The organism is Streptosporangium nondiastaticum (assembly GCF_003011965.1).
Taxonomy (GTDB): Bacteria; Actinomycetota; Actinomycetes; order Streptomycetales; family Streptomycetaceae; genus Streptomyces; species Streptomyces nondiastaticus.
Window position 1 is genome coordinate 71,668 of the sequence record NZ_PXWG01000015.1, and the last position, 25,051, is coordinate 96,718.

Below are 25,051 nucleotides of genomic sequence, written 5' to 3' on the forward strand. Positions count from 1 at the left end.
ATGAAGATTGGGATCGCTCTTCCTCAGTACGGTGGCCATGCTCGGGCCGAGCTGATCGCCGGGTTCGCGCGGGACGCCGAAGCCGCCGGGTTCGACTCGTTGTGGGTCGGGGACCGTGCACTGACTCCCGTCGCGCCCAGCGACCTCTATCCGGGGCACACCCCCGACAACCCCTACCCGCCCGGCTTCACGACCTTCCTGGACCCGCTCACCGTCCTGACCGTCGCCGCCTCGGCGACGAGCCGCGTGCGGCTCGGCACCAGTACGCTCAACGCGCCCTGGTACCCGCCGCTGCTGCTCGCCCGGACGCTCACCTCGCTCGACCAGGTCAGCGGCGGCCGGCTGGACGCCGGGCTGGGCATCGGGTGGATGCGGGACGAGTACACCGCCGTCAACGCCGACTTCAGCAAGAGAGGCGCCCGGCTGGACGAGATCCTCGACATCCTCCACGGCATCTGGGCCGAGGAGACCTTCGGTCACGAGGGGCCCCACTGGACCATTCCGCGCTCGTACGTCGGCCTGCACCCCGTCCAGCGGCCCGGCCCGCCCGTCCTCCTGGGCGGCTTCACCCCGGCCGCCATGCGCCGCGTCGGCCGCCGCGCCGACGGCTGGGTCGGCATCACCCTGCCTCCGGAGAGCCACGCCGCGCTGTGGGAGACGGCCCGGCGCGCCGCGGAGGAGGCCGGCCGTGACCCGGACGCGCTGCAGCAGCACATCCGTCACAACCCGGCCCCGGACGCCTCCTGCGAGGACATCGCGGCGGTCCTCGGGGGCGTGCGGGGCTCCGGCGCCGACAGCTGCTTCATCGACCTGCAGCAGTCCGTGCCGACGCCGGACCGGGCCCTGGAGCTCGGCATCAAGGTCCTCGACCGCGTGCGCGGCTCCTAGGGCTTGACGGAAACAGAAGCAGAAGCGGCAGCGGCAACGGCGGCAGCGGCCGTCCGGCCGGCGAGGCGGGCGCGGGCCTCCCGGTCGTAGGGGCACTGCGGGCGCAGGCTGACGCGTTCGCTCAGCAGCGTGCGGGCCAGGTCGAGGCGGCCCGCGTGCAGGGCGGCCTCCACCAGGGTCTTCTGGAGGGCGTCCCGCTGGGCGTGGCTGCCGCCGAAGGTGTGGAGCCGGTGCCGGAGAGGCAGGAGAAGGTCCACCGCCTCGTCGTACCGCTGCTGCCCGTACGCGATGAGGGCCCGGGAGACGGGCACGCCGATCTCGGCCGTCATCCCCACGTTGGAGAGGCCCGGGGGCGTGCCCGCCCCGGTGGTCCGGAGCCACTCCTCCCGGTCGCGGACGAGCCGTTCGGCGTCGGCGACGCGACCCGCCCCGACGTAGGCCATGACGGCGTGGACGTCGTTGAAGGCGTAGTAGGCGCCGTCCCGCCGCCGCTCCCAGGCGTCGGCGAGGGCGGGCCAGCGGTCGCCGGTGCCGGCCCCGGCGAGGTGGAGCCGCCAGAGCAGGGACGCCGCGTCGAGCAGTTCCATCGCCGCGCCGCCCGAGTCCTCGTTGTGCACGGCGGCGTCGTAGACGGCCAGGACCGCGTCCGTGCGCCCCGTCTCCAGGACGTACAGGGCGTAGTGCCACGAGTTGTGGACGCTGAGGTAGTTGCCGTCGGACCAGTCGTCCGTGCGGGCTTCGAGGAAGCGGATGCCGTCCTCGTACCGCCCCTGCATCTCGTAGGCGTGCGCGACGGCGTGGATGCCCCACACGTCGCGCGCGTTGCGCTCCACGGCCTCCAGCGCCACGCGCTCGGCGAGGCCGTAGTGGCCGGCTTCTTCGAGGCCGAAGGCGTACATGCCCTGCAGCAGGCCGTACTGGGGGTCGTCCGCGTCCCAGGCGGTCAGCGCGCCGCCGATGCGGTCGCGCAGCAGTACGGCGTTGCCGGTGAGGAAGTCGGTCTGGTGTCCCACGGCGAGGGCGAGCGCATCCTTCGGATGCGTCACGGCGAGCTCGGCGAGCACGCCGCCGGCCCGGTGGATGTCGCCGCCGAGCCACGCGGCCGCCGCCTCGGCGTGCATGCGCTCCCGGGGCGTCAGGTCCGCGTCGGGCACGGTCCGGCGGAACTCCCGGAACGACTTCGCTGCCCTTGCCGCGTCCTTCTCCTCCGTGCCCAGCAGCCCGAGGTACGCCATGAGGACGTTTCCCATGGGGGAGCGGGGCGCGGCGTCGAGGACGGCCCGGGCCTCTGTGGTCACCTCTTCGCGGAAGAAGAGGAGATCGTCCAGCGCCTTCTCGTAGTGCCGTACCGCGTCGGCGCCGGTGTGCGTCATCGCATGGGCGTGCCGGTCCGTTGCCACAGCCGTCCTCCTGCAGGGATCTCGTGTGCAGAGGGTTGGATGCCTTCCCCGCTGCGCCGGCCGGAAGCGTGGCGCCTGTCGCCGGGGGCGTTGTCAGTGGTCGGTGCGATGCTTCCTGCACGCGGCGCGATCACGTGCTGCGACGCCGATACCTGCTGCCCGGCGCCTGGTGGTCCGGCAGTGCCGAAGTCAAGGGGAGCCTTCTGTGCGCATCGTGGTGAGCGAGTTCATGAGTCTGGACGGCGTCGTGCAGGCGCCGGGCGGGCCCGAGGAGGACACCGACGGCGGTTTCGCCCACGGCGGCTGGTCACACCCGTTCTTCGACCCGGAGGTGGTGGGCGGTGCCTTCGCCGACGCGCTGACCAAGGCGGAGGCGCTGCTGTTCGGGCGTCGCACGTGGCAGACGATGGCCGCGGCGTGGCCCGAGCGGGCCGGGGACCCGTTCGCCGACCGGATGAACGCCCTGCCGAAGTACGTGGTGTCCCGGACGCTGAGCGACGAGGACCTGACGTGGGACAACACCACCCGCATCCCCGGCGGCGAGGCCGTCTCCCGCATCCGGCAGCTGCGCGAGGCCGAGGGCGGGGACCTGCTGGTGATGGGCAGTCCCTCGCTCGTGCGGGCCCTGGTGCGGGAGGGCCTGGTCGACGAGCTCCGGCTCATGATCATGCCGGTGCTCCTCGGCGGCGGTAAGTCGATCTTCCCCGGCGACGGTGCGCAGCGCACGCTCGAACTGGTCTCCACGGTGACCAGCGGGGCGGGCGTGCAGGTGTGCACCTACCGGCCGGTGGCCGGGAAGGAGATGGAGTAGGCACGGGGCCCCGGCCTGCTCCCTCCCCCCCCGGGGCAGGGCCGGAGCCCCGTGGCCGCGGGGCCGCACACCCCGCGGCCGGTGGACGGTCAGCCCCTCAGCGGTCCCTCGCAGGCGTAGTCCGCCGTGCCCGCGGGCCGGTCGCTCCAGAGGTCGACCTTCCCGAAGTCGCAGTTCATGTCGGCGAAGTTGTTGATGCCCTTCTTCGCGCGGTCGAGGATGAAGTAGTCGACGGTCCCGGACATGTCCTTGAAGACCAGGTCGGAGTTGCCCGGGTCGCTGAGGTTGGCGGTGATGCGGCCCGTGCAGACGAACCGGGGGCGGTCGGGGGAGCCGCTCGCGCGGCAGTCGGGCTGGATGCCGGTCGTGGCCTTGAAGGAGGCGCGCACGGTGGCGGGGTGCCCGGCGTCGAGCCGGTCCACGGGGGTGAACGCGGTCTCCGGCACGTACAGGTCGCCGACGTGGGCGATCTGCTGGTCGAGGAAGGAGTCGTACGCGCGCTGCAGGCCGGCGTCCCGGCCGAGGCGGTTGCGCCAGGCGTCGAAGCCGGCCACGTCGTCGGCGCGGAGGTACCCGTACATCTCCCTGAGCAGCGAGGGGTGCTCGGTCCACAGGAACTCGAAGAAGGTCCCGGCGTAGGAGTAGAAGCGGAAGCCGTCCCGGTCGTACTCGGCGTGCAGGAACTGGTCGACGGTCATGCGCGGCTTGCCGCCGGCGGTGTCGTTGATGATGCCCTGCACCAGCGACTTGCGGACCTTGATGCCGTCGCCGCGGGTGGCGCCGTCGAAGAACTCCGCCGTGCCCTCGTCCATCGCGGTGGTGCGGTCGCCCTGGTACCAGGGGCCCTCGCCGAAGAGGCCGGGCACCGCCCAGCGGCCGTTGAGGTAGTGGGTGTACTCGTGGCGGAACAGCTCCTCCAGCGTCAGCGAGGAGTCCTGCGGGACGCGCCGTTCGTACGTGTAGAAGGTGGCGCCCTTCTCGATGTAGATGCCGCCGTTGCTGGTGCCCATGCCCGTCAGCAGCGGGTGGTAGATCTCGTAGTCGGACCGCGAGGCGTACAGCACGATGTTCAGCGTCGTGTTGGTGTCGCCCGCGAGCGGCTCCTCGGTGCCGAGGACGCGGTGGAACTGGGCCTTGACCTGCTTGCTCGCGTAGTAGAGCCGGTCGACCGTGGCCCGGGGCAGGGCGGTGCGGACCTTGATGCCGCCCTTGTCGTACGTGTAGGCGTTCGGGAAGAGGCGGCGCTCGATGTCCGCCTTGCACACGCCGTACTGACCGCACGCGCCGAACTCGTTGAGCCAGCTGACGGCCTTGCCCCAGGGCGCGCTGCCCTCGCCGAAGGTGCGGACGACCGTGGACAGCACGTCGCCGAGGCCGGCCGTGATCTCGCCCTTCAGCGCGTCGACCTGGCCGAGCCGGCCGTACTCGCCGACGCCGTCGCGCGCCACCCAGGCGTTGGCCGTGTCCTTGAGGTGGGCGTAGCCGGCGAAGTCCTTGAGGGCCGCGCGGTAGCCGGAGTCCGCGGCCACGGCGGCGTGGAAGGCGCTGTCGTGGTTGCCGGGGTAGACGCCGAGGTAGCCGAGGGAGAGCGCGGCCAGCGCCGCACCGGCCCATGACGTGTCCTTGGCGGTCGCCGGGTGCGCGGCGTCCATCGTGGCCAGGACGCGCTTCATCAGCGGCAGTTGGTGCTGGCGCAGCCCCGGGGCACTGGCGGCGTAGAGGGCCTCGCGCAGGGACTCGGCGTTGGTGCGGGTGACGTCGAAGGTGCGGTCGGCGGTGCCGAAGGCGTACACGGCGCGGCGCATGGCCTCGACGGTCGGCGCGTCGGTGATGTCGATCTCGGTGTGCGAGAAGTCCTGGTAGGCGACCGCGTGGAGGTAGGTGAACATCTCCAGCAGGTGGCTGCCGTTCTTGCCGTCGTGCGCGGCGGCGAGGCCCTCGATGCGGCGGGAGACGGCCTGCACGTGCTCGCGCGACATGACCGGGACCAGCCGCGGGTCCCAGGTCCACAGGATGGAGCGCAGGCAGCCGTCGGCGGTGACGGCCTGGTCGGCGAGGAAGTCGGCGAACTGCTCGGGGGAGAGCCCCGTGACGCCGTCGAGCGTGCACGGGACGGTGCTGCCGCCGAGGGTGGCGTGCGGAGCGGCGGAGCTCGCCTTGCCTTTGCCCTTGCCCTGGTCCTTGCCGTCCTTGGGCTGGTCCGTGCGCGGCGGGCCGGGCACCCGCCCGTCGGTGAGCCCGCCCGGCGCGGAGGGGGACTGCGCGGCCGGCTTCGGGGCCTCGGCGAACCGGGTGACCTCGTCGAAGGGGTTCGGCGTGGGGGTGTCCCGGTGCGCGGCGGGTGCGGGTGTGGTCGCGGGTGCCGCGGACGGGGCCGCCGGTGGGGGAGAGGCCGCGAACCCGGGCTGCGCGGCGGCGGTGGCGCAGAGCGCCGTGGCTATGGACGCGGTGAGGAGGGCTGCGCGCAGGGATCTGCGCGGGGTTCTGGAGCGAGACACCGATGGACTCCTGTTGTGGGAGGTGTGAGATGTGTGGGAGGTACGGGTCGTGCGGACGCGAGGGACGGCGCACGCACACGGTGCCGGCGCGCGTGGGCTTCAACTCCCGTCCGGCGGAAGGGAGACGGGAAGCCGGTTGTCTGCGCCATGTCATGTGTAACGTAGTAATGTGAAATGGCACTGACAACCCCTCAGACACCAAGGGTTGTCCAAAGTGTCAGCCGGAGGACTCCGGGAAGTGGCACGCGACCTGCCGCGCCTCGCCCGGCGCCGCGATCCGCAGCAGCGGCGCCTCGGCCCGGCAGATCTCCCGGGCCTTGGGGCAGCGAGGATGGAACGTGCAGCCGGGCGGGGGAGCGGCCGGGTTGGGAGGGTCGCCGAGCAGGGTGATCCGCTCTCGCACCCGCTCGGCCGCCGGGTCCGGCAGCGGCACGGCGGAGAGCAGCGCCCGCGTGTACGGATGGGCCGGCGCCGCGTACACCCGCTCCTTGGCGCCGACTTCGACGATCCGCCCGAGATACATCACCGCCACCCGGTCACACACCCGCTTCACCACCGACAGGTCGTGGGCGATGAAGAGGAAGGCCGGACCGAGCTCCCGCTGCAGCCGCTCCATCAGATTGACGATCTGCGCCTGCACGGAGACGTCGAGCGCCGAGACCGGCTCGTCCGCGACGATCAGACGGGGGCCGGTGGCCAGGGCCCGCGCGATGCCGATGCGCTGCGCCTGCCCGCCGGAGAACTCGTGCGGATAGCGGTCCAGGTGCTGGGGGAGGAGCCCGACCAGCTCCATCAGCTCCGCCGCCCGCCTCCGGGCGCCGGCCGCCGCACGGCCCTGCGCCAGCAGCGGGTCGGCGATGATCCGGGCCGCGGTCCAGCGCGGGTTGAGGGAGGAGTGCGGGTCCTGGAAGACCATCTGCAGCTCTTGCCGCAGCGGCTTGAGCGCGCGCTGCCGCAGGCGGCTGATGTCCCGCCCGTCGTAGACGACCGACCCGGCGGTGGGCTCCAGCAGCCGTACGATCGCGCGGCCGGTCGTGGACTTGCCGCAGCCGGACTCGCCCACCAGGCCCAGGGTCTCGCCCGCCGCCAGGTCGAAGGAGACGCCGTCGACGGCCCGGACGGGGGCGGAGTGCCCCCGCCGGCCGGGAAAGGTCATCCTCAGGTCCCGCACGGAGAGCAGGGGAGCGGCGGCGGTCATCGGGGGCCTCCCCGGGTGTGGGCGGCGGCGTGCGGGGACAGATGACAGGCGACCAGGTGCTCCTCGGCGGCGCGCAGTTCGGGCCTGGTCCCCTCGCAGCGCGCGCGCTCGGCCGGTGCCGCGGCCGCCGCGCGCGGGCAGCGCGGCGCGAACGCGCACCCCGGCGCCGGGTCCAGCAGCGAGGGAGGGCTGCCGGGGATGGCCCGCAGGGGCGCGTCGTCGCCGTCGTCGAGGCGCGGGAGCGAGTCGAGCAGGCCGCGGGTGTAGGGGTGGGCCGGCGCGGCGAACAGGGCGTCCACCGGGGCCTGTTCGGCCGCCCTGCCGCCGTACATCACCAGGACCTCGTGGGCCACGCGCGCGACGACGCCGAGGTCGTGGGTGATCATGACGACGGCGAGTCCGCGCTGCTCCTGCAGGCGGGCGATCAGCTCCAGGATCTGGGCCTGGACGGTGACGTCGAGGGCGGTGGTCGGTTCGTCGGCGATGAGCAGCTCGGGTTCGCAGGCGAGCGCCATGGCGATCATCACGCGCTGGCGCATGCCGCCGGAGAACTGGTGCGGGTACTCGCCCGCGCGCCGTGCGGGGTCCGGGATGCCGACCTCGCCCAGCATGCCGACAGCTCTTTTGCGGGCCGCCCGGCGGCCGGAGCCGAAGTGGACACGATGGTGCTCGGCGATCTGCTCGCCCACCGTGTAGTACGGGTGGAGGGCCGACAGCGGGTCCTGGAAGATCATCGCCATGCGGCGGCCGCGGAGCCGGTTCAGCTCGCGCTCGGGCAGGCCGGTCAGCTCGCGCCCGTCGAGCCGGACGGAACCGGTGACCCGGGCGCCGGTGTGCAGGCCCATCACGGCCAGGGAGGTGACGGACTTGCCGGAGCCGGACTCGCCGACGATGCCGAGCGTCCGCCCGCGGCGCACCGCGAAGGACAGGGAGTCCACCGCGCGGACGGGGCCGCGGGCGGTGGTGAAGGTGACGGTGAGGTCCTCGACGGACAACAGGGGAAGTTTCTCCGGGGTGCCGGCCATCAGTACCTCACTCGCGGGTCGACGACGGCGTAGAGCAGGTCGACGGCCAGGTTGGCGACGACGATGAAGGCGGCCGCCAGCAGCGTGACGCCGAGGATGACCGGCTGGTCTCCGGTGGACAGGGCGCCGTAGAAGAGGCGGCCGATGCCCGGCAGGCCGAAGATGGACTCGGTGATGACCGCGCCCGCGAGCAGCCCGCCCAGGTCCATGCCGAAGAGGGTGAGGACCGGGGTCATGCCCGCCCGCAGCCCGTGCTTGACGACGACGGTGCGGCGCGGCAGGCCCTTGGCGCGGGCGGTGCGGATGTACGGCTCCGCCATTGTCTCGATCATCGAACTGCGGCTCTGGCGCGCGTACATGGCGGCGTAGAGCACGGCCAGCGCGAGCCAGGGCAGGAGCAGGTTGGACGCCCAGCGCACGGGATCGCCGGTGAGGGGCACGTACTGCGGGTAGGCCAGCAGGCCGGCAGTCCGGACGAGCCCGTAGATCAGCATCATCGACGTGAAGTAGACCGGCAGCGAGGCCGCGGCGACGGCGCCGGTCATCAGGGCGCGGTCGGTGAGGGTGTCCTTGCGCAGGGCGGCGGTGACCCCCGCGCCCAGGCCGAGGACCAGCCACAGCACGGCCGCGCCCAGCGCCAGCGAGGCGGAGACCGGCAGCCGGTCCATGAGCAGGTCCCAGACGGCCTCGGAGTTCTCGTAGGAGTAGCCGAGGCAGGGGAAGGCGCAGTGCAGGGCGTAGCGGCCGCTGCCCATGGTCCGGCCGGTGAAGATGCCGGTGACGAAGTCGGCGAACTGCCGCCACAGCGGCTGGTCCAGGCCCATGTGGGCGCGGATCGCCGCGAGCCGTTCCACGCTGCACGACTTGCCGCAGGCGGCGGCCGCGGGATCGGAGGGGAGCACGTAGAAGATGGTGAAGGTGACGGCGGCGACGGCGACGAGGACGCTGGCGACGGCGAGGAGCCGGCGGCCCAGATAGGGGATCATGCGCGGGCGCTCCTCGGGTCGAGGACGTCGCGCAGCGCGTCGCCGAGCAGGGTGAAGGCGAGCACGGTGAGGAACAGGCAGGTGCTCGGGATGACGAAGTACATGGGGTCGGTGTCGTAGAAGGCGACGCTCTCGGCGATCATCTGGCCCCAGGAGGGGGTGGGCGGGCGGACGCCGACGCCCAGGTAGCTCAGGGCCGCCTCGGTGGCGATCATGCCGGGGACGAGCAGGGTGGTGTACGCGATGACGGGCCCGGTGACGCCGGGCAGGACCGCGCGGGTGAGGACGCGCCAGGGCCCGGCGCCGGCGAGGCGGGCGGCGTCGACGTACTCGCGGTGCTTGAGCGAGAGCGTCTGGCCGCGGACGACGCGGGCGATGCCGGGCCAGCCGAAGAGGCCGATGACGGCGGTCATCAGCACGATGCGGTTGACGTCTCTGGCCACCGACAGCATGGCGATCATGAAGATGAGGGAGGGGAAGGACATGGTGAGGTCCATGAGGCGGGAGAGCACGGCGTCGGTGCGGCCGCCGAAGTAGCCCGCGGCGATGCCGGCGGCCGTGCCGACGGCGACGACGATCGCGGTGGCGGTCAGGGCGATGAGCAGGGAGACCTGTGCGCCGTGCACGACGCGGGCGAAGAGGTCGCGGCCGGTGACGGGTTCGACGCCGAGCCAGTGGCGGGGGGAGACGCCGCCGAGCGGGCCGAGGGGCCGGCCGCCGAGGTAGGGGTCGACGGCGGTCTTGTCGAACGCGTCGGGCGCGTGGCCGCCGAGCGAGCTCAGCAGCGGGGCGCCCGCCGCCATGAGCAGGAACAGCGCGACGACGGCGAGGGAGACCTTGACGGAGGTGCGGCGGCGCAGCTCGGCGCGGGCGAGCCGCCAGGGGCCGCTGCCGGAGGGGGTCTCTGCGGGGGCGGCTGCGGGGGCGGTGGTCACGGCGGCCTCAGTCCCGGCTCTTCGCGGGGTCCTTGAGGCCTGCCGTGGCGTAGTCGAGCTGGCCGCCGAAGGACGTGTGCCCGTAGGCCCCGGCGATGTTGCTGCCGAGGACCAGCGGCCAGCGCCGGACCAGCACCGGCACGGCGGGCGCCTTGGCGAGGATCTCGCCGTCCAGCTGCTGCCAGGCCCTGGCGGCCTCGCCGGTGTCGGTCATGGCCGCGATCTCGTCCATCCGCTTCATCGTGGCGTCGTCGCGGAAGAGGGAGTGGTTGCCGGAGTTGCCCTTCTCCTTGATGAAGCGGCCGTCGAAGACGAAGGGCAGGAAGGTGGAGCCGGAGGGGTAGTCGGGGCACCAGCCGGTGTACACCAGGTCGGTGCGGTTGCCGGTGTCGCCGATGGTGGCGTAGAACGCGGACGGGTCGACCGTCTCGATGGTGACCTTGATGCCGGCCTCGGCGAGGGACTGCTGTATCGCCTCGGCCCTCCCCTTGTCGCCGGTCGAGACCGTCATTCTGGTCGCCAGCCCGTCCGGTTTACCCGCTTCCCTGAGGAGCTGCTTGGCCTTCTCCGCGTCGCCCGTGACGGGGATCCCGAGGGTGTCGGGCTGCTTGCCGCCGAAGAGGGAGGCGGGCATGTACGCGGTCGACAGGTCGTTGAAGGCGGGGCCGCCGGAGGCGGTCAGGACGGCGTCGCGGTCGAGGGCGTACTGCACGGCCCGGCGGACGCGGACGTCGTCGAAGGGGGCGCGGCCGGTGTGCATCTGCACCATGTCGGTGCAGTTGGTGGACTCGGCGATCAGCCGCTTCCTGACCTCCGCGTCGGGCAGCACCTTGGCGCCGCTCTCGGGGCGCAGGGCGCCCCAGGAGACGGCGGAGGCGTCCGCGCCCCGGCTCGCCGTCAGCCGGTCGTCGATCTGGTTGGCCTTCAGGCCCATCACGACGACGAGCCGGTCCGGGTACGCCTTGCGGACGTCGTCCGTCGCCGGGCTCCAGTGCTCGTTGCGGACGAGGACGAGCTTCTTGCCCCGGGCGTAGGACTCGATCTTGTAGGGGCCGGAGGAGAACGGCCGGTTGTCGTACTGGGGGCCCTTGTCCTGCGCCTGGGGGACGGGTGCGAAGGTGGGCATGACCGTGGCGTACGGGAACTCGGCGAACGGTTTGCGCAAGGCGAAGACGATGGTGCGGTCGTCGGGCGTCCGGACCGAGTCCAGGTGCTTGCCCTCGGCCGGGCCGCGGTAGCCCTCGGCGCCGGCGAGGTAGCGGGCGGCGTAGTCGGCGCCGCCGGGCAGGTCGGGGGAGAAGGACCGCTCGACGTTGTACTTGACGTCCTGCGCGGTGACGGGCGAGCCGTCCTCGTACTTCACCCCCGGCTTGAGGTGGAACGTCCAGGTCCTGGCGTCGGCGGAGGGCGTGCCGAGGTCGGTGGCGAGGTCGGGGGTGAGCTGACTGCCCTGTTTGCCGGGTGCGGCCTTGTACGTCACCAGGGTGCGGTAGAGCAGCCGGGTGCCGAAGTCCATGTCGTTCATCACCCAGCTGCGGGCCGGGTCGAGGTGGGTGAAGTCCTGGTTGGACAGCACGGTGAGGGTGCCGCCCTTCTGCGGAGTGCCGCCGATCGCCTCGCCCTCGTGGACGGCGGCGGGATTCTTCCCGCCCGCCGGCTGCTGATCGCCGGAACAGCCGGCCGATCCGAGGGCGATGGCGGCCGCCGTGACGGCGGCCAGGGTGGTACCCGTGCGCTTGTTCATCAGTGGTCACTCCGTGAACGGCCGGGCAGCCGTCGAGGCAGGCGGCCGCCCAGGGCTGAAATGTGACCCGTAACATAGTAATGTGAAATTGCACTGACAAGATGTCAGTCACCTTCCCTTCAACCGGCGATGGATCCGTTACCCGCCCGTGTCCGAGGAGGAATTCACATGAAGGAAGCAGAAGCCGGCGCGATCCGCACAGCAAGTCACGACCTGCCCGTCTCGGGGGAGTTCGGGGCCTTCATGGCCGGCAACTGGGCGCCGGCCCCGCTGCCCGGCGACATCCGGCTGCCCGTCGCGGACCTCGCGGCGGCACGCAGGGCGAAGCTCTCGGCGCGCTTCCCCGGCGAGCGCCTGATCGTGCCCGCCGGTGAGCTCGCCGTGCGCTCCAACGACTGCGACTACCGCTTCCGGCCGCACAGCGCGTACGCCTGGCTGACCGGGCTCACCGGCGAGGAACAGGCCGGCCACGTGCTGGTCCTGGAGCCCGACGGCCCGCACGGGCACGAGGCGGTGCTGTACGCGCGGCCGCGCTCGGCCCGCAACGGCACGGAGCTCTACCGCGACCGCCGCTACGGCGAGTTCTGGGTCGGCCCCCGCCCCGACCTCGGCGAAGCCGAGCGCATGACCGGCATCCGCTGCGCGCACCTGGACGCCTACGGCCAGCTGCCCCCGGGCCGCGACGCCTCCCGCGACGCCGGGCTCGCCGCCGCCCTCAGCGAACTGCGGCTGGTCAAGGACGCCTGGGAGGTCGGCCAGCTGCAACTGGCCGTGGACCACACCGTCGCCGGCTTCGAGGACGTCGTACGGGCGCTGCCGCGCGCGCTCGCCCATCCTCGCGGCGAGCGGTGGATCGAGGGCGTCTTCGGCCTGCGCGCCCGGGCGGAGGGCAACGGCACGGGCTACGAGACCATCGCCGCCTCGGGCGCCCACGCCTGCTACCTGCACTGGATACGCAACGAAGGCCGTCTCGACCGCAGCGAACTCCTGCTTCTGGACGCCGGCGTGGAGACCGACTCCCTCTACACCGCCGACCTCACCCGCACCCTGCCGCTCTCGGGCCGCTTCTCACCCGTCCAGCGTCAGGTCTACGAGCTCGTGCTCGCCGCCCAGGAGGCGGGCATGGCCGCCCTCAAGCCCGGCGCGAGCTTCCGCGACTTCCACCGGGCCGGGATGCGTGTCATCGCCGAGGGCCTCGCCGAATGGGGCGTGCTCCAGCACGCCGAAGGCGACTTCCACCGCCGGTACACGCTGTGCAGCAGCGGCCACATGCTCGGCCTGGACGTCCACGACTGCGCCCAGGCGCGCGCGGACGCCTACCTCGACGGCGTCCTGGAGGAAGGGCAGGTGCTCACCGTCGAGCCCGGGCTTTACCTTCAGGCCGACGACGAGACGCTGCCGGCCGAACTCCGCGGCATCGGCGTGCGCATCGAGGACGACCTGGTCATCACCGCCGACGGGGCGCGGCTGATGTCGCACGCGCTGCCGCGCACGCCCGACGCGGTCGAGGCGTGGATGGGCGAACTCCTCGCCGGCTGAAGGGGAATGGGGGGCGGTCAGGTCCGGACCAGCTCTTGGCAGGTGCAGTGCAATGTGAAATATTACTGACGTGCCCCTGAGCAACCCCCCGGACGTCAGCGACGTCTCCGACGTCATCGTCGTCGGAGCGGGAGTGGTCGGCGCCGCCTGCGCCTACTACGCCGCCCGCTCCGGCCTCACCGTCACCGTGCTCGACCGCGGCCCCGTCGCCGGCGGGACCACGGGCGCCGGCGAAGGCAACCTCCTGGTCTCCGACAAGGAACCCGGCCCCGAGCTCGAACTGGCCCTGCTCTCCACCCGGTTGTGGCAGGAGCTGGCCCGGGAGCTCCCCGCCCGGATCGAGTACGAGGCCAAGGGCGGCCTCGTCGTCGCCTCCGACGCCGCCGGCATGGCCGCGCTGCGGAAGTTCGCCGCCGCCCAGGCCGAGGCGGGCGTCACCGCCGAGGAGATACCCGCCGGCCGGCTGCACGAACTGGAGCCGCACCTGGCACCCGGCCTCGGCGGCGGCTTCCACTACCCGCAGGACGCCCAGGTCCAGCCCGCCCTCGCCGCCGCCCACCTGCTGCGCGCCTCGGGCGCCCGGGTGCGCACCGGCGAAGAGGTCACCGCCGTCCTCACCGGCGCGCACGGCGAGGTGCGGGGCGTCCGCACGGCCGCGGGCGACCTGCACGCCCCGCACGTCGTCAATGCCGCAGGCACCTGGGGTGGCGACGTGGCCCGGCTCGCCGGCGCCCACCTGCCCGTGCTGCCCCGCCGCGGCTTCGTGCTCGTCACCGAACCCCTGCCGCGCGTGGTCCGGCACAAGGTCTACGCGGCCGACTACGTCGCCGACGTGGCCAGCGGATCCGCCGCGCTGCAGACCTCCGCGGTGGTCGAGGGCACCCCGGCGGGGCCGGTCCTCATCGGCGCCAGCCGCGAACGGGTCGACTTCGACCGCACGCTGTCCGTCGAGGCGCTCCGCCGCCTCGCCGCACAGGCCACCGCGCTCTTCCCGGTCCTGGCCCGGGTACGGGCCATCCGCACGTACGCCGGCTTCCGCCCGTACCTGCCCGACCACCTGCCCGCCATCGGCCCCGACCCCCGCGTCCCCGGACTGCTGCACGCCTGCGGCCACGAAGGCGCGGGCATCGGGCTCGCCCCGGGGACGGGGGCGCTGATCGCAGCGATCCTGGCGGGCAGGGAACCTCCCGTGTCCCCGGCACCCTTCAGGCCCGACCGCTTCGGGCCGGCGTGAGCGCCCGCCGGTCCGGCCGGCGCCGTCACCGCGCCCCGGGCGCCGGGCGCCCGCAGTCCCCCCGAGCCAGCACCCCAGCCGGAAGGAGTCCCGCCGTGGCGCGTGACCGCACCCCCGCCGACCTCGTCGGCGCGGACCCCGGACCGCCCTTCGAGATCACCTTCGACGGCCGCCCGGTCACCGCCCTGCCCGGCCAGTCCGTCGCCGCCGCCCTGTGGGGCGCGGGCATCCTCGCCTGGCGCACCACCCGGAACGGCGGCCGCCCGCGCGGCGCCTTCTGCGGCATCGGGCAGTGCTACGACTGCCTCGCCACGGTCAACGGGGAGCCCAACCGGCGGGCCTGCCTCGTCCCCGCGCGGCCCGGCGACGCGATCACCACTCAGGAGGGACACGGCCATGCCGGGCTCGCCGTCTGAACCGTACGAGGCCCGTGAACGGTGCGAGGCCTGTGAACCATACGAGGCCTGTGAACCGTACGAGGGGTCTCAACAGCATGTGGCGTCCGCGCCGTCCGAGCCGTACGACCTCGCCGTGATCGGCGCGGGCCCCGCCGGCCTCGCCGGAGCCGTCACCGCCCGCACACTCGGCCTGTCCGTCGCCCTCCTGGACGCCGCCCCGCGGACCGGCGGCCAGTACTTCCGCCACCCGGCCCCGGGCCTGGGCGCCGCGCGCCCGCAGGCCCTGCACCACGACTGGGCCGAGTTCACCGCACTCCGCCGCCGCTTCGAGGAGAGCGAGGCCGCCCACCTCGCCCACCACCACGTCTGGACCGTCACCCGGCAGGACGACGACGGCACGTGGACCGTGCACGCCCTCACCGGACCCGACGCCGCAAGCGGCACCCCGGCCCGGGTCCGGGCCCGTGCCGTCCTCCTCGCGACCGGCGCGTACGAGCGGCAACTCCCCTTCCCCGGCTGGACCCTGCCCGGCGTCGTGGGCGCCGGCGGCGCCCAGGCCATGCTCAAGGCCGGGCTCGTGCTGCCCGGGCGGCGGATCGTCGTCGCGGGCAGCGGTCCGCTCCTGCTCGCCGTCGCCTCCTCCCTCGCCGCCGCGGGCGCCCGCGTCCCCGCCGTGGTCGAGGCCTCCGGCTACCTCGGCTACGCCCGCAGCCCGCGCGCCCTCGCCACCAGCCCCCACAAGCTCCTCGAAGCAGCCGTCCACGGCTCCGCACTGCTGCGCCACCGCACGCCGCTGCGCACCCGCAGCGCCGTCACCGAAGTGCACGGCACCGACCGCGTCGAAGCCGTCACCGTCTCCCGGCTCGACCGCGCCTGGCGGCCCGTGCCGGGCACGGGCCGCCGCATCGCCTGCGACGCGCTGGCCGTCGGCCACGGACTCGTGCCCCAGATCGAACTGGCCACCGGCCTGGGCTGCGCGACCCGCCACACCCCCGACGGCACGCACGCCCTCGCCCTCGACGCCCTCCAGGAGACCTCGGTGCCCGGCCTGTGGGCCGCGGGCGAGACCGGCGGAACCGGCGGCTGGCAACTCGCCCGCACCGAGGGTGAACTGGCGGCCATCGCGGTGGCCGCCCGGCTGCGCGGACTCCCCGCCCTCACCCGCAGCCGGCGCGCCCGGGACCTGGCCCGCCGCCGCGACCGCATGCGTGCCTTCGCCGACGCCATGGCCGCCGCCCACGCACCCGGCCCCGGCTGGACCTCCTGGCTCCCCGACGACACCGAGGTCTGCCGCTGCGAGGAGGTGACCGCCGGCGGCATCCGCGAGGCCGCCGGCGAACTCGGCGCCCGCGACGCCCGCACCGTCAAGCTCCTCACCCGGGCCGGCATGGGCTGGTGCCAGGGCCGCATGTGCGGCGCGGCGGTGGCCTGCCTGGCGGCGTCCGGTACGGCGCAGGGGACCGTACCGCCGTCCGCCGAGCGCCGACCGCTCGCCGTGCCCGTACCCCTGGGAACCCTGGCCACCGGTCCGGAGGAACCCGGCACCACGTAAACCGCACTCCCACCCGTCCCGCATCCGCCCTACGCCACAGCACGTCATAGAAGGGTTTCCGGCATGACCACCGCCTCCTGGACCACCGACCGCCCCTGGCGCGGCGTGATGGTCGCCACCGCGCTCCCGCTGCGCGAGGACCTCACCGTCGACCACGACGCCTACGCCGCACACGTCCGCCACCTCCTGGACAACGGCTGCGACGGCGTCGTCCCCAACGGCTCCCTCGGCGAGTACCAGACCCTCACTCCGATCGAGCGCGCCCGGGTCGTGCGCACCGCCGTCGAGGCCGCCGGCGATCCGGCCCGGGTGATGCCCGGCGTCGCCGCCTACGGCAGCGCCGAGGCCCGCCGCTGGGCCGACCAGGCCGCCGAGGCCGGCTGCGGCTCCGTCCTGCTGCTCCCGCCCAACGCCTACCGCGCCGGCGAGGAGGCCGTGCGCGCCCACTACGCGGACGTCGCCCGCGCCGGGATACCCGTCGTCGCCTACAACAACCCCATCGACACCAAGGTCGACCTGACCCCCGGCCTGCTCGCCCGGCTCCACGCCGACGGCAGCATCGTGGCCGTCAAGGAGTTCACCGGCGACGTCCGGCGCGCCTACGAGATCGCCGAACTCGCCCCCGACCTCGACCTGCTGGTCGGCGCCGACGACGTCCTCCTGGAGCTCGCCACCGCGGGCGCCGCCGGCTGGATCGCCGGCTACCCCAACGCCTTCCCCGCCACCTGCGCGGCGCTCTACCGCGCCGCCGTCGCCGGTGACCTGCAGACGGCACTGCCGCTCTACCGCTCGCTGCACCCCCTGCTGCGCTGGGACTCCAGGACGGAGTTCGTGCAGGCCATCAAGCTCTCCATGGACCTCACCGGACAGCACGGCGGCCCCACCCGCCCGCCGCGCCTGCCGCTCACGGGCGAGGCGGAGGCCGCGGTGCGCGCCGCCACGGAGAAGGCCGTCGCCGACGGCCACCACTGACCCCGTACCGACAGCGGAAGGACGTCCGTGCGAACCCGTCACATCTTCCATGCCGTCGACTCGCACACCGAGGGCATGCCCACGCGCGTCATCACCGGTGGCGTCGGCGTGATCCCCGGCGCCACCATGGCCGAGCGCCGGCTCCACTTCATCGAGCACATGGACCACCTCCGCACGCTCCTGATGTACGAGCCGCGCGGGCACGCCTCCATGAGCGGCGCGATCCTCCAGCCGCCCACCCGGCCGGACGCGGACTACGGCGTCCTCTACATCGAGGTCTCCGGGGTGCTGCCCATGTGCGGGCACGGCACCATCGGAGTCGCGACCGTGCTCGTCGAAACCGGCATGGTGCCGGTCAGCGAGCCCGTCACCACCGTGCGCCTCGACACCCCCGCCGGCCTGATCACCGTCGACGTGCAGGTCGAGGACGGCGCCGCCAAGTCCGTCACGCTCACCAACGTGCCCTCCTTCTGCCTCGGCCTCGACCGCAAGGCGGACGTGCCGGGGTACGGGACGGTCACCTACGACCTCGCCTTCGGCGGCAACTTCTACGCCTTCGCCGAACTCGACGCCCTGGGACTGCCCTTCGACCGCGAGCGCAAGGGCGACCTGCTCGCCGCCGGGCTCGCTCTCATGGACGCGATCAACGCTTCGCCCGACCGGCCCGTCCACCCCGAGCACCCCGGGATCAGCGGCCTCAAACACGTCTACCTCGCCGCCCCCGGCTCGGACGCGCACCACTCCCGGCACGCCATGGCCATCCACCCCGGCTGGTTCGACCGGTCGCCCTGCGGCACCGGCACCTCCGCCCGGATGGCCCAGCTGCACGCCCGCGGCGCGCTCCCGCTGGAGCGCGACTTCGTCAACGAGTCCTTCATCGGCACCCGGTTCACCGGCCGCCTGGTGGGGGAGACGCAGGTCGCCGGCGTGCCGGCGGTCGTGCCCGCCGTCACCGGACGCGCCTGGATCACCGGCACCGCCCAGTACTTCCTCGACCCGGACGACCCCTTCCCCGGAGGTTTCCTCCTGTGACCGCCGCCCCCGCCACCCCCCTCGTCTCCGTCAACCCGGCCGACCCCTCCGACGTCGTCACCGAGATCGCCGCGCCCGGCGCCCCGGCCGCCGCCGAGGCCGTCGAACGGGCCCGCGCCGCCCAGCCAGGCTGGGCCCGCGCCGGCGCCGCCGCCCGCTCCTCGGCCCTCGGGGCCATCGCCTCGTCCGTCGAGTCCGCCGCCGGTGAACTCGCCGCCCTCGCCGTGCGCGAGACGGGCAAACCCCTCGCCGAGGCACGGGCCGAGGTCGCGCGCACGGCCGCGATCTGGCGGTACTACGCCCAGGCCCCCTACGAGGCGGCCGGCACGGTCCACGAGACGGCCGCCGGAGCCGGGCTGCTGCTCACCCGCCGCCGCCCGCACGGCGTCGCCGGCCTGATCACGCCCTGGAACTTCCCCTTCGCCATCCCGTCCTGGAAGGCCGCGCCCGCCCTGGCGGTGGGCAACACGGTCGTCCTCAAACCGGCGCCCGAGGCCACCGCCTGCGCCCTCCGCCTGGCCGAGCTCGTCCAGGCGGCGCTGCCGGACGGCGTGTTCACGGTCGTGCCCGGTGGCGCGACGGAAGGCGGCGCCGTCGTCTCGGCCGCCGACGTCGTCTCCTTCACCGGCTCCACCGCGGCCGGTGACGCCGTCGCCCGGGCCGCCACCGCGCGCGGCGTCCCCGTCCAGGCCGAGACGGGAGGCCTGAACGCGGCGATCGTCCTGCCCGACGCCGACATCGGGCGGGCCGCCGCCCACATCGCCGCCGCCCTCGCCGGCTACGCGGGGCAGAAGTGCACCGCCACCAGCCGCGTCATCGCCGTCGGCACCGCCCTCGGCCCGCTCCGCGAAGCCCTCGCGGAGGTGCTGCGCGCCCTGCCCGTGGGCGACCCGGCCGACCCCGCGACCGTGTGCGGCCCCCTCATCTCGGGCCGGGCCCGCGACCGCTTCGACCGAGCGCTGACCGGCGCCCCCGTCCTCGCCGCGGGCAGCGCCGCGGACGGCCCCGGCTGGTACGCGGCCCCCACGGTCGCCGAGAAGGTTCCCGACGGCCACCCGCTGCTCACCGAGGAGGTGTTCGCGCCCGTCGCCGCGCTGCTGCCCGCGGACGACCTGCAGCACGCCGTACGGATCAGCAACGCGGTCCCGTACGGGCTGGTCACGTCCGTCCACACCGCCGGGCTGGAAGCGGTGCTGCAAGGGCTCGACGACCTCGACACCGGCATGATCCGCGTCAACGGGCCGTCCACCGGCGCCGACTTCCACGTGCCGTTCGGCGGGACCAAGGCCTCCGGCCACGGACCCCGCGAACAGGGCCGCGCCGTACTGGACTTCTACACCTCCAGTCGCACCTATACCCTGGCACCCTGAGCAAGATGTGACATTGTACGCTTGGTGGTCCAGTCCATCGGGGCACGAAAGGGACATCATGGGCCACCTCAAACAGCGCAACCTCATCACCGCCACCGAGCGGCTGCGCGACCAGGTCGCCCACGCCCTGCGCGCCGCCCTCATCTCCGGCGAACTCCGCCCCGGCGAGGTCTACTCCGCCCCGCAGCTCGCGGAGGACTTCGGCATCTCCGCGACCCCGGTGCGCGAGGCCATGCTCGACCTCGCCCGCGAGGGCCTGGTCGAGCCGGTCCGCAACAAGGGCTTCCGGGTCACCGAGGTCAACGAGCGCGACCTCGACCAGTACACCGAGATCCGCACGCTCATCGAGGTCCCCATGACCGGCCGGATCACCCGCGCCGCGGCCCGCGAGGACCTCGAAGCGCTCCGCCCGGTCGCCGAGGAGATCGTGCGCGCCGCCCGCGACCACGACCTCATCGGCTATCTGGAAGCCGACCGGCAGTTCCACCTCACGCTGCTGGCCCTCTCCGGCAACGAACGCCTCGTCGAGACGGTCGGCGACCTGCGCAAGCGCTCGCGCCTGTACGGGCTGACCGCGCTCGACGAGCGCGGCGACCTCATCCCCTCCGCCGAGGAACACCTCGAACTCCTGGACCTGATGCTCGCGGGCGACGCCAAGGGCGCCGAGAAGTGCATGGCCCGCCACCTCGGCCACGTGCGCTCCCTGTGGGCGAAGGACGGCGGCAAGCCGTGACGCTGCGACTCACGTGCCGGGACTTCGCGGCACCGGACCTCCCGCGCCGCGGGCTCGCACCGCAGGAGATCCACCCGGCCATGCTGCTCGCCGACATCGAGGCGGAGCTGACCTGCTGGGACGGCGACGATGCCCTGTGGACCGAGGAGCGGTTCCCCGTCGCCGAACTCGCGCACTCCCTGGCGCTCCGGCTCCGGAGCCCGGACGCGGGGGCCCGGGACTTCGCGCTCGACTCGGTGAGCGCGGACCCGGGGCTCGTGCGGATCGCGCGCTCCGAAGGCGGCTGGAGCGTGGGGTTCCTCTTCGCGCCCGGCGTGTGGTCCGCGCCCGTCGCGTGGGAGGACCTCGTCGCGGCCAGCAGGCAGTTCGTCCACGCCGTACGCGAAGGCGTCGCCTCGATCGGGATCGATCCCGCGTTCCTCCCCGAGGTCTGATGCCTCTGCCCGGGTGTGGTCAGTTCTCCACCGTCTGGACCTGCGGCGGGTGGCCGTTCCAGGTGACGAACAGGGACGTCGTCCTCGTGCCGGCCATGAAGTCCACCCGGATCCACGCGCTCTGCTTCCACACGCGCATCTGCCAGCCCTCGTCCGGCGTCGCCGAGACGAGCGCCGCCGAGGACTCACCCAGGTCGAAGACCGCCCGCCCGCCCCGGACGGGGAAGCTCTTCACCTCTCCGTTGCCGCCCGACGGCGACGGCGACGGCGACGAAGGCGGGGAGCCGGGCCGCGGTGACGCGTCCGGCACGGGCGCGGCGCTGCTGCGGGACGGTGAGGGAGAGGCCGGTTGTTCCGCCGTGCGCGGCGTGCGGGCCGGGTCGCTCGCAGCCGGCCCGGGCGGCGGCGTCGTGCCGGAGATCGGCAGCGCGCGCGGCGGCTCGTAGGCCGTGCCCGTCAGCACCGTCCGCACCCCGTACCAGGACACCGCCATGGCCGCCGCCGTCGCCAGCACCCACGCCAGGGCCTGCATGATTCCTCGCCTCACCTGGCTCATAGTGCCTCACCCGTATGGCGTACGGTGCGGGCCATGGCAAGACTGCTCGTAGTCGAGGACGATCCGTTCGTGCGCTCCGCCCTCATCCGGGAGCTGACCGAGGCCGCGCACACCGTACGCAGCGTCGGAACCGCCCTGGAAGCGTTGCGCGAAGTCGCGCAGGTCGGCTTCGACCTGGTCATCCTCGACCTCGGCCTGCCGGACCTCGACGGGGCGCAGGCCCTGAAGATGCTGCGCGGCATCACCGACGTGCCGGTCATCGTCGCCACCGCGCGCGACGACGAAGCGGAGATCATCCGGCTGCTCACCGACGGCGCCGACGACTACCTCGTCAAGCCCTTCTCCGTGGCACACCTGACCGCGCGCATGGCCGCCGTCCTGCGCCGCACGGGCAGGGGCGGCGCCGCGGCGGGCGACCCGGCGCCGTCCGGGGCACTGCGCGTCGGCGGCCTGGCCGTCGACCCGCTGCGCAGGCTCGCGGAACTCGACGGGACCGCCCTGGACCTGACCCGGCGTGAGTTCGACCTGCTCGCCTACCTGGCCGGCCGCCCGGGCGTCGTCGTCCCGCGCAAGGAGCTCCTCGCCGAGGTCTGGCAGCAGTCCTACGGCGACGACCAGACCATCGACGTGCACCTGTCCTGGCTGCGCCGCAAACTCGGCGAGACGGCCGCCAGCCCGCGCTACCTCCACACCGTCCGCGGAGTCGGGGTGAAGCTGGAACAGCCCCCGGCGGAACAGGCATGAGGTGGGCGCTCGTCAGAGTGTCGCTGGCCGTCACCGTCATGGTGGTCCTGGCCTTCGCCGTGCCCCTCGGACTGGTCGTCAAGGAACTGGCCCGCGACCGCGCCTTCGCCGACGCCGAACGGCAGGCGGCCCAGATCCGGCCGGCCCTCGCCATCACCACCGACCGCGACCAGCTGGAACGCGCCGTCGCCAGCTCGCAGGCCGGTGGCGAGGAACGGATGGCCGTCCACGTACCCGGCGACGAGGCCGCGCACCGGGGAACGGGCACCGGCACGCACGACGCGCACCCGGTGCCGGCGCGCCAGGCCTACGACATCGGCCGCAGCCGGGCCGAGCCGCGCGACGTGGAGACCGCCCGCCGCGGCCGCTCCGCCGTCACCTCCGTACCCGGCGGCTACGCCCTGCTCCAGCCGACCGCCCTGAGCACCGGCGAGTTCGCGGTCGTCGAGGTCTACGTCCCGCACCGAGCGGTCGGCAACGGCGTCACCACGTCCTGGGCGATCCTCACCGCCGTGGGCCTCGGCCTCGTCGTCGGCTCCGTCGCCCTCGCCGACCGCCTCGGCCTGCGCCTCGTACGCCCGGCGGAACGCCTCGCACGGGCCGCCGCCGAGCTGGGGGAGGGGAAGCTGGGCGTGCGCGTCCGCGAGGGTGGCCCGGCCGAACTGCGGGCCGCGGCCGTGGCGTTCAACTCCATGGCCGACAAGATCGTGCAGCTCCTCGCCGCCGAACGCGAGCTCGCCGCCGACCTCTCGCACCGGCTCCGCACCCCCCTCACCGTCCTCCGCCTCAACGCCGCGTCCCTCGGCGAGGGCCCCGCCGCCGACCAGACCCGCGCCGCCGTCGCCCAGCTGGAACGCGAGGTCGACCAGCTCATCCGCGCCGCCCGCGAACAGGGCGAGCGGAAGGAGCGGCCCCCGCTCGGCTGCGACGCCTGCGAAGTGATCCGCGACCGGATGGACTTCTGGTCCGCGCTCGCCGAGGACGAGGGGCGCGCGGCCGGGCTCGCGGGCGTCGACACGACCGTACGCGTCCCCGTCGCCCGCCCCGAACTCGTCGCCGCGCTCGACGCGATGCTCGGCAACGTCTTCCGGCACACCCCGGAAGGCACCGCCTTCGCCGTCGACGTGCACCGCAGCGAGGACGCCGTCATCGTCCTCGTCTCCGACGCGGGCCCCGGCATCGCGGACCCCGACGCCGCCCTGCGCCGCGGCCACGGCGACGGAGGCCCCGGCTCGACCGGGCTCGGCCTGGACATCGTGCGCCGGGTCGCGGAGTCCACGGGCGGCGACGTGCGGATCGGGCGGTCGGTGCTCGGCGGCACGGAGGTGCGGGTGTGGCTCGCCCTGGACGGAGGGGACGGGCCGCGGCGCCGCGCACGCCGCCGGGTGCGGCGCGGCCGGGCCCGGCATTAACGCCCGCCGATGCGTTCCTTAAGCCCGCCATAAGAAGGTGTCCCCGAGCCGAGGTTGGGCGATTTGCCGGGTTCGGGCTCGCTAGCGTGCCGACCGTACCCACCCCCCGAAGTGAGAACAGGCAGGCACGCGATGGGATCCAACGCACACCGCCGGCGAGTCGGCCGCACGGCGCGGCTCGCCGGCATCGGGGTCGCCGCGGCGCTCGCGACGGGCGCCGCGTTCACCCTCACCGGCACGGCACAGGCCACGCCGGTCGGCGCGGACTTCTCCACCACCGGCTCCTGGTCCGGCGGCTACACCGGCCAGTACGTCCTCACCAACGGCACCGGCAAGGAACTGCCCGGCTGGAAGCTGACGTTCGACCTCCCGGAGGGCGCGAAGATCACGTCCCTGTGGAACGGCAAGCACACCGTCAGCGGCCGCAGCGTCACCGTCGAGCCGGAGAGCTGGAACAGGACGATCGCCCCGGGCGCGTCCGTGACCGTCGGCTTCGTGGCCACCGGCGCCGCGGCCGGCGCGGCCCCGGCGAACTGCCGGATCAACGGCGAGAAGTGCTCCGCGGACAAGACCCCCGCTCCGCGGCCGACCAGCCCCGCGCCGAGCCCCTCCCGCCCCGGGCCGACCCAGGGCACCCCCGCACCCGGCGGCGCGAAGCCCGCGTTCGCCCCGTACGTCGACACCCTCCTCCACCCCTCGTACGACCTCCTGGCCACTGCCCGGAAGACGGGCGTCAAGGAATTCACCCTCGCCTTCGTCACCTCCGGCGGCGGCTGCACCCCCAAGTGGGGCGGCGTCAGCGACCTCGGCAGCAACCCCGTCGCCCAGCAGATAGACCGGCTGCGCGAGGCGGGCGGCGACGTGCGCGTCTCCTTCGGCGGCGCCGCCGGGTCCGAACTCGGACTCGCCTGCTCCTCCGCCGGCGACCTCGCCGCCGCGTACGGCAAGGTCGTGGACGCGTACAAGCTCACCAAGGTCGACTTCGACATCGAGGGCGGCGCACTGCCCGACACGGCCGCCAACACGCGCCGCGCCCAGGCCGTCGCGCTGCTGCAGAAGAAGCACCCCGGCCTCGACGTCTCCTTCACGCTCCCGGTGATGCCCACGGGCCTCACCCAGGACGGCGTCAACCTCGTCGAGAACGCCAAGAAGAACGGCGTGTCCGTCTCCACGGTCAACGTCATGGCCATGGACTACGGCTCGTCCTTCAACGGCGACATGGGGCAGTACGCGATCGACGCCGCCACGGCGACGCAGGCCCAGGTCAAGGGCGTGCTCGGGCTGAGCGACCGGGCCGCGTGGAAGGCCGTCGCGGTCACCCCGATGATCGGCGTCAACGACGTGGCCGGTGAGGTCTTCAAGACCGACGACGCGGACCAGCTGGTGAAGTTCGCCCGCTCCAAGGGCCTCGGCCGGCTGTCCATGTGGTCCGCCACGCGCGACAAGCAGTGCCCGGGCGGCGCGCAGAACTCCGCCTCCGCCACTTGCAGCTCCGTCCTGCAGGACGAGTACGCCTTCACCAAGGCCTTCGCCGCGTTCAAGGGCTGACGCGCGCTTCCCGTTCCCCGTACGGATTCCCCCCACACCCCC

Annotated in this window: 22 protein-coding genes; 14 read left to right on the forward strand and 8 right to left on the reverse strand. The window is 73.7% G+C overall.

Annotated features, from left to right (window positions below; genetic code table 11):
• The gene (locus B7P34_RS09550; protein WP_106675390.1) at window positions 1-888 is read left to right on the forward strand and encodes a TIGR03619 family F420-dependent LLM class oxidoreductase; all 888 of its coding nucleotides are present in this window, start codon (window positions 1-3) and stop codon (window positions 886-888) included.
• Here B7P34_RS09550 and B7P34_RS09555 read toward each other — a convergent pair.
• Window positions 885-2,288: a tetratricopeptide repeat protein gene (locus tag B7P34_RS09555; protein ID WP_106675391.1), complete on the reverse strand. Its 1,404-nt coding sequence runs from the start codon at window positions 2,286-2,288 to the stop codon at window positions 885-887. The genes B7P34_RS09550 and B7P34_RS09555 overlap by 4 nt on opposite strands.
• A gap of 205 nt (window positions 2,289-2,493) precedes the next feature.
• Between B7P34_RS09555 and B7P34_RS09560 the strand changes: the two genes are divergently transcribed.
• Window positions 2,494-3,099, forward strand: a complete 606-nt coding sequence (locus B7P34_RS09560) for a dihydrofolate reductase family protein (protein WP_106675392.1) — start codon at window positions 2,494-2,496, stop codon at window positions 3,097-3,099.
• 89 nt (window positions 3,100-3,188) lie between these two features.
• On the opposite strand, the gene B7P34_RS09565 is transcribed toward B7P34_RS09560, so the two are convergent.
• The 6 genes from B7P34_RS09565 to B7P34_RS09590 all read right to left on the reverse strand — a co-directional run bounded on the left by B7P34_RS09565 (window position 3,189) and on the right by B7P34_RS09590 (window position 11,485).
• Entirely contained in the window at window positions 3,189-5,597 is a 2,409-nt protein-coding gene (locus tag B7P34_RS09565; protein ID WP_106675393.1) for a collagenase, read from the reverse strand.
• Window positions 5,598-5,814: 217 nt separating this feature from the next.
• On the reverse strand, window positions 5,815-6,795 hold the full coding sequence (locus tag B7P34_RS09570) for an ABC transporter ATP-binding protein (RefSeq protein ID WP_106675394.1): 981 nt from the start codon (window positions 6,793-6,795) through the stop codon (window positions 5,815-5,817).
• Window positions 6,792-7,820, reverse strand: coding sequence for an ABC transporter ATP-binding protein (locus tag B7P34_RS09575; RefSeq protein ID WP_106675395.1), 1,029 nt, complete (start codon window positions 7,818-7,820; stop codon window positions 6,792-6,794). The genes B7P34_RS09570 and B7P34_RS09575 overlap by 4 nt, the downstream gene beginning before the upstream one ends.
• Window positions 7,820-8,806 carry an ABC transporter permease gene (locus B7P34_RS09580; RefSeq protein ID WP_106675396.1) on the reverse strand — a complete coding sequence of 329 codons (987 nt, stop codon included), beginning with the start codon at window positions 8,804-8,806 and terminating at the stop codon, window positions 7,820-7,822. The genes B7P34_RS09575 and B7P34_RS09580 overlap by 1 nt, the downstream gene beginning before the upstream one ends.
• Window positions 8,803-9,741 (reverse strand): ABC transporter permease, encoded by a 939-nt coding sequence (locus B7P34_RS09585; RefSeq protein ID WP_106675397.1) that lies wholly within the window; start codon window positions 9,739-9,741, stop codon window positions 8,803-8,805. Before B7P34_RS09585 ends, B7P34_RS09580 begins: the two co-directional genes overlap by 4 nt.
• Before the next feature lie 7 nt (window positions 9,742-9,748).
• The gene (locus B7P34_RS09590) at window positions 9,749-11,485 is read right to left on the reverse strand and encodes an ABC transporter substrate-binding protein (RefSeq protein WP_106675398.1); all 1,737 of its coding nucleotides are present in this window, start codon (window positions 11,483-11,485) and stop codon (window positions 9,749-9,751) included.
• 168 nt (window positions 11,486-11,653) lie between these two features.
• On the opposite strand from B7P34_RS09590, the gene B7P34_RS09595 reads away from it, so the two are divergent.
• From B7P34_RS09595 to B7P34_RS09635, 9 genes are all read left to right on the forward strand, one after another.
• On the forward strand, window positions 11,654-13,024 hold the full coding sequence (locus B7P34_RS09595; protein WP_106675399.1) for an aminopeptidase P family protein: 1,371 nt from the start codon (window positions 11,654-11,656) through the stop codon (window positions 13,022-13,024).
• A gap of 70 nt (window positions 13,025-13,094) precedes the next feature.
• Window positions 13,095-14,258, forward strand: a complete 1,164-nt coding sequence (locus tag B7P34_RS09600; RefSeq protein WP_286157463.1) for an NAD(P)/FAD-dependent oxidoreductase — start codon at window positions 13,095-13,097, stop codon at window positions 14,256-14,258.
• Between the two features lie 95 nt (window positions 14,259-14,353).
• The gene (locus B7P34_RS09605; protein WP_106675400.1) at window positions 14,354-14,674 is read left to right on the forward strand and encodes a (2Fe-2S)-binding protein; all 321 of its coding nucleotides are present in this window, start codon (window positions 14,354-14,356) and stop codon (window positions 14,672-14,674) included.
• 79 nt (window positions 14,675-14,753) lie between these two features.
• Complete coding sequence (locus tag B7P34_RS09610) at window positions 14,754-16,208, forward strand: NAD(P)/FAD-dependent oxidoreductase (protein ID WP_106675401.1); 1,455 nt, start codon at window positions 14,754-14,756, stop codon at window positions 16,206-16,208.
• Window positions 16,209-16,271: 63 nt separating this feature from the next.
• Complete coding sequence (locus tag B7P34_RS09615) at window positions 16,272-17,180, forward strand: dihydrodipicolinate synthase family protein (RefSeq protein ID WP_106675402.1); 909 nt, start codon at window positions 16,272-16,274, stop codon at window positions 17,178-17,180.
• A 27-nt stretch (window positions 17,181-17,207) separates the two neighbouring features.
• Window positions 17,208-18,212: a proline racemase family protein gene (locus B7P34_RS09620; RefSeq protein ID WP_106675403.1), complete on the forward strand. Its 1,005-nt coding sequence runs from the start codon at window positions 17,208-17,210 to the stop codon at window positions 18,210-18,212.
• On the forward strand, window positions 18,209-19,582 hold the full coding sequence (locus B7P34_RS09625; RefSeq protein ID WP_106675404.1) for an aldehyde dehydrogenase family protein: 1,374 nt from the start codon (window positions 18,209-18,211) through the stop codon (window positions 19,580-19,582). Before B7P34_RS09620 ends, B7P34_RS09625 begins: the two co-directional genes overlap by 4 nt.
• A 58-nt stretch (window positions 19,583-19,640) precedes the next feature.
• On the forward strand, window positions 19,641-20,315 hold the full coding sequence (locus B7P34_RS09630) for a GntR family transcriptional regulator (RefSeq protein ID WP_106675405.1): 675 nt from the start codon (window positions 19,641-19,643) through the stop codon (window positions 20,313-20,315).
• The gene (locus B7P34_RS09635) at window positions 20,312-20,749 is read left to right on the forward strand and encodes a hypothetical protein (RefSeq protein WP_223267681.1); all 438 of its coding nucleotides are present in this window, start codon (window positions 20,312-20,314) and stop codon (window positions 20,747-20,749) included. Before B7P34_RS09630 ends, B7P34_RS09635 begins: the two co-directional genes overlap by 4 nt.
• A gap of 19 nt (window positions 20,750-20,768) precedes the next feature.
• Here B7P34_RS09635 and B7P34_RS09640 read toward each other — a convergent pair whose 3' ends face one another.
• A complete protein-coding gene (locus B7P34_RS09640; RefSeq protein ID WP_106675419.1) occupies window positions 20,769-21,296 on the reverse strand; it encodes a hypothetical protein in 528 nt (175 codons plus the stop codon).
• A 42-nt stretch (window positions 21,297-21,338) separates the two neighbouring features.
• Here B7P34_RS09640 and B7P34_RS09645 point away from each other — a divergent pair, with 42 nt between their 5' ends.
• The 3 genes from B7P34_RS09645 (at window position 21,339) to B7P34_RS09655 (ending at window position 25,009) form a co-directional block, all read left to right on the forward strand.
• A complete protein-coding gene (locus B7P34_RS09645) occupies window positions 21,339-22,049 on the forward strand; it encodes a response regulator transcription factor (protein ID WP_189382624.1) in 711 nt (236 codons plus the stop codon).
• On the forward strand, window positions 22,046-23,461 hold the full coding sequence (locus B7P34_RS09650; RefSeq protein WP_106675407.1) for a sensor histidine kinase: 1,416 nt from the start codon (window positions 22,046-22,048) through the stop codon (window positions 23,459-23,461). The genes B7P34_RS09645 and B7P34_RS09650 overlap by 4 nt, the downstream gene beginning before the upstream one ends.
• A 132-nt stretch (window positions 23,462-23,593) precedes the next feature.
• Window positions 23,594-25,009, forward strand: coding sequence for a glycoside hydrolase family 18 protein (locus B7P34_RS09655; protein ID WP_106675408.1), 1,416 nt, complete (start codon window positions 23,594-23,596; stop codon window positions 25,007-25,009).
• Window positions 25,010-25,051: the final 42 nt, after the last annotated feature.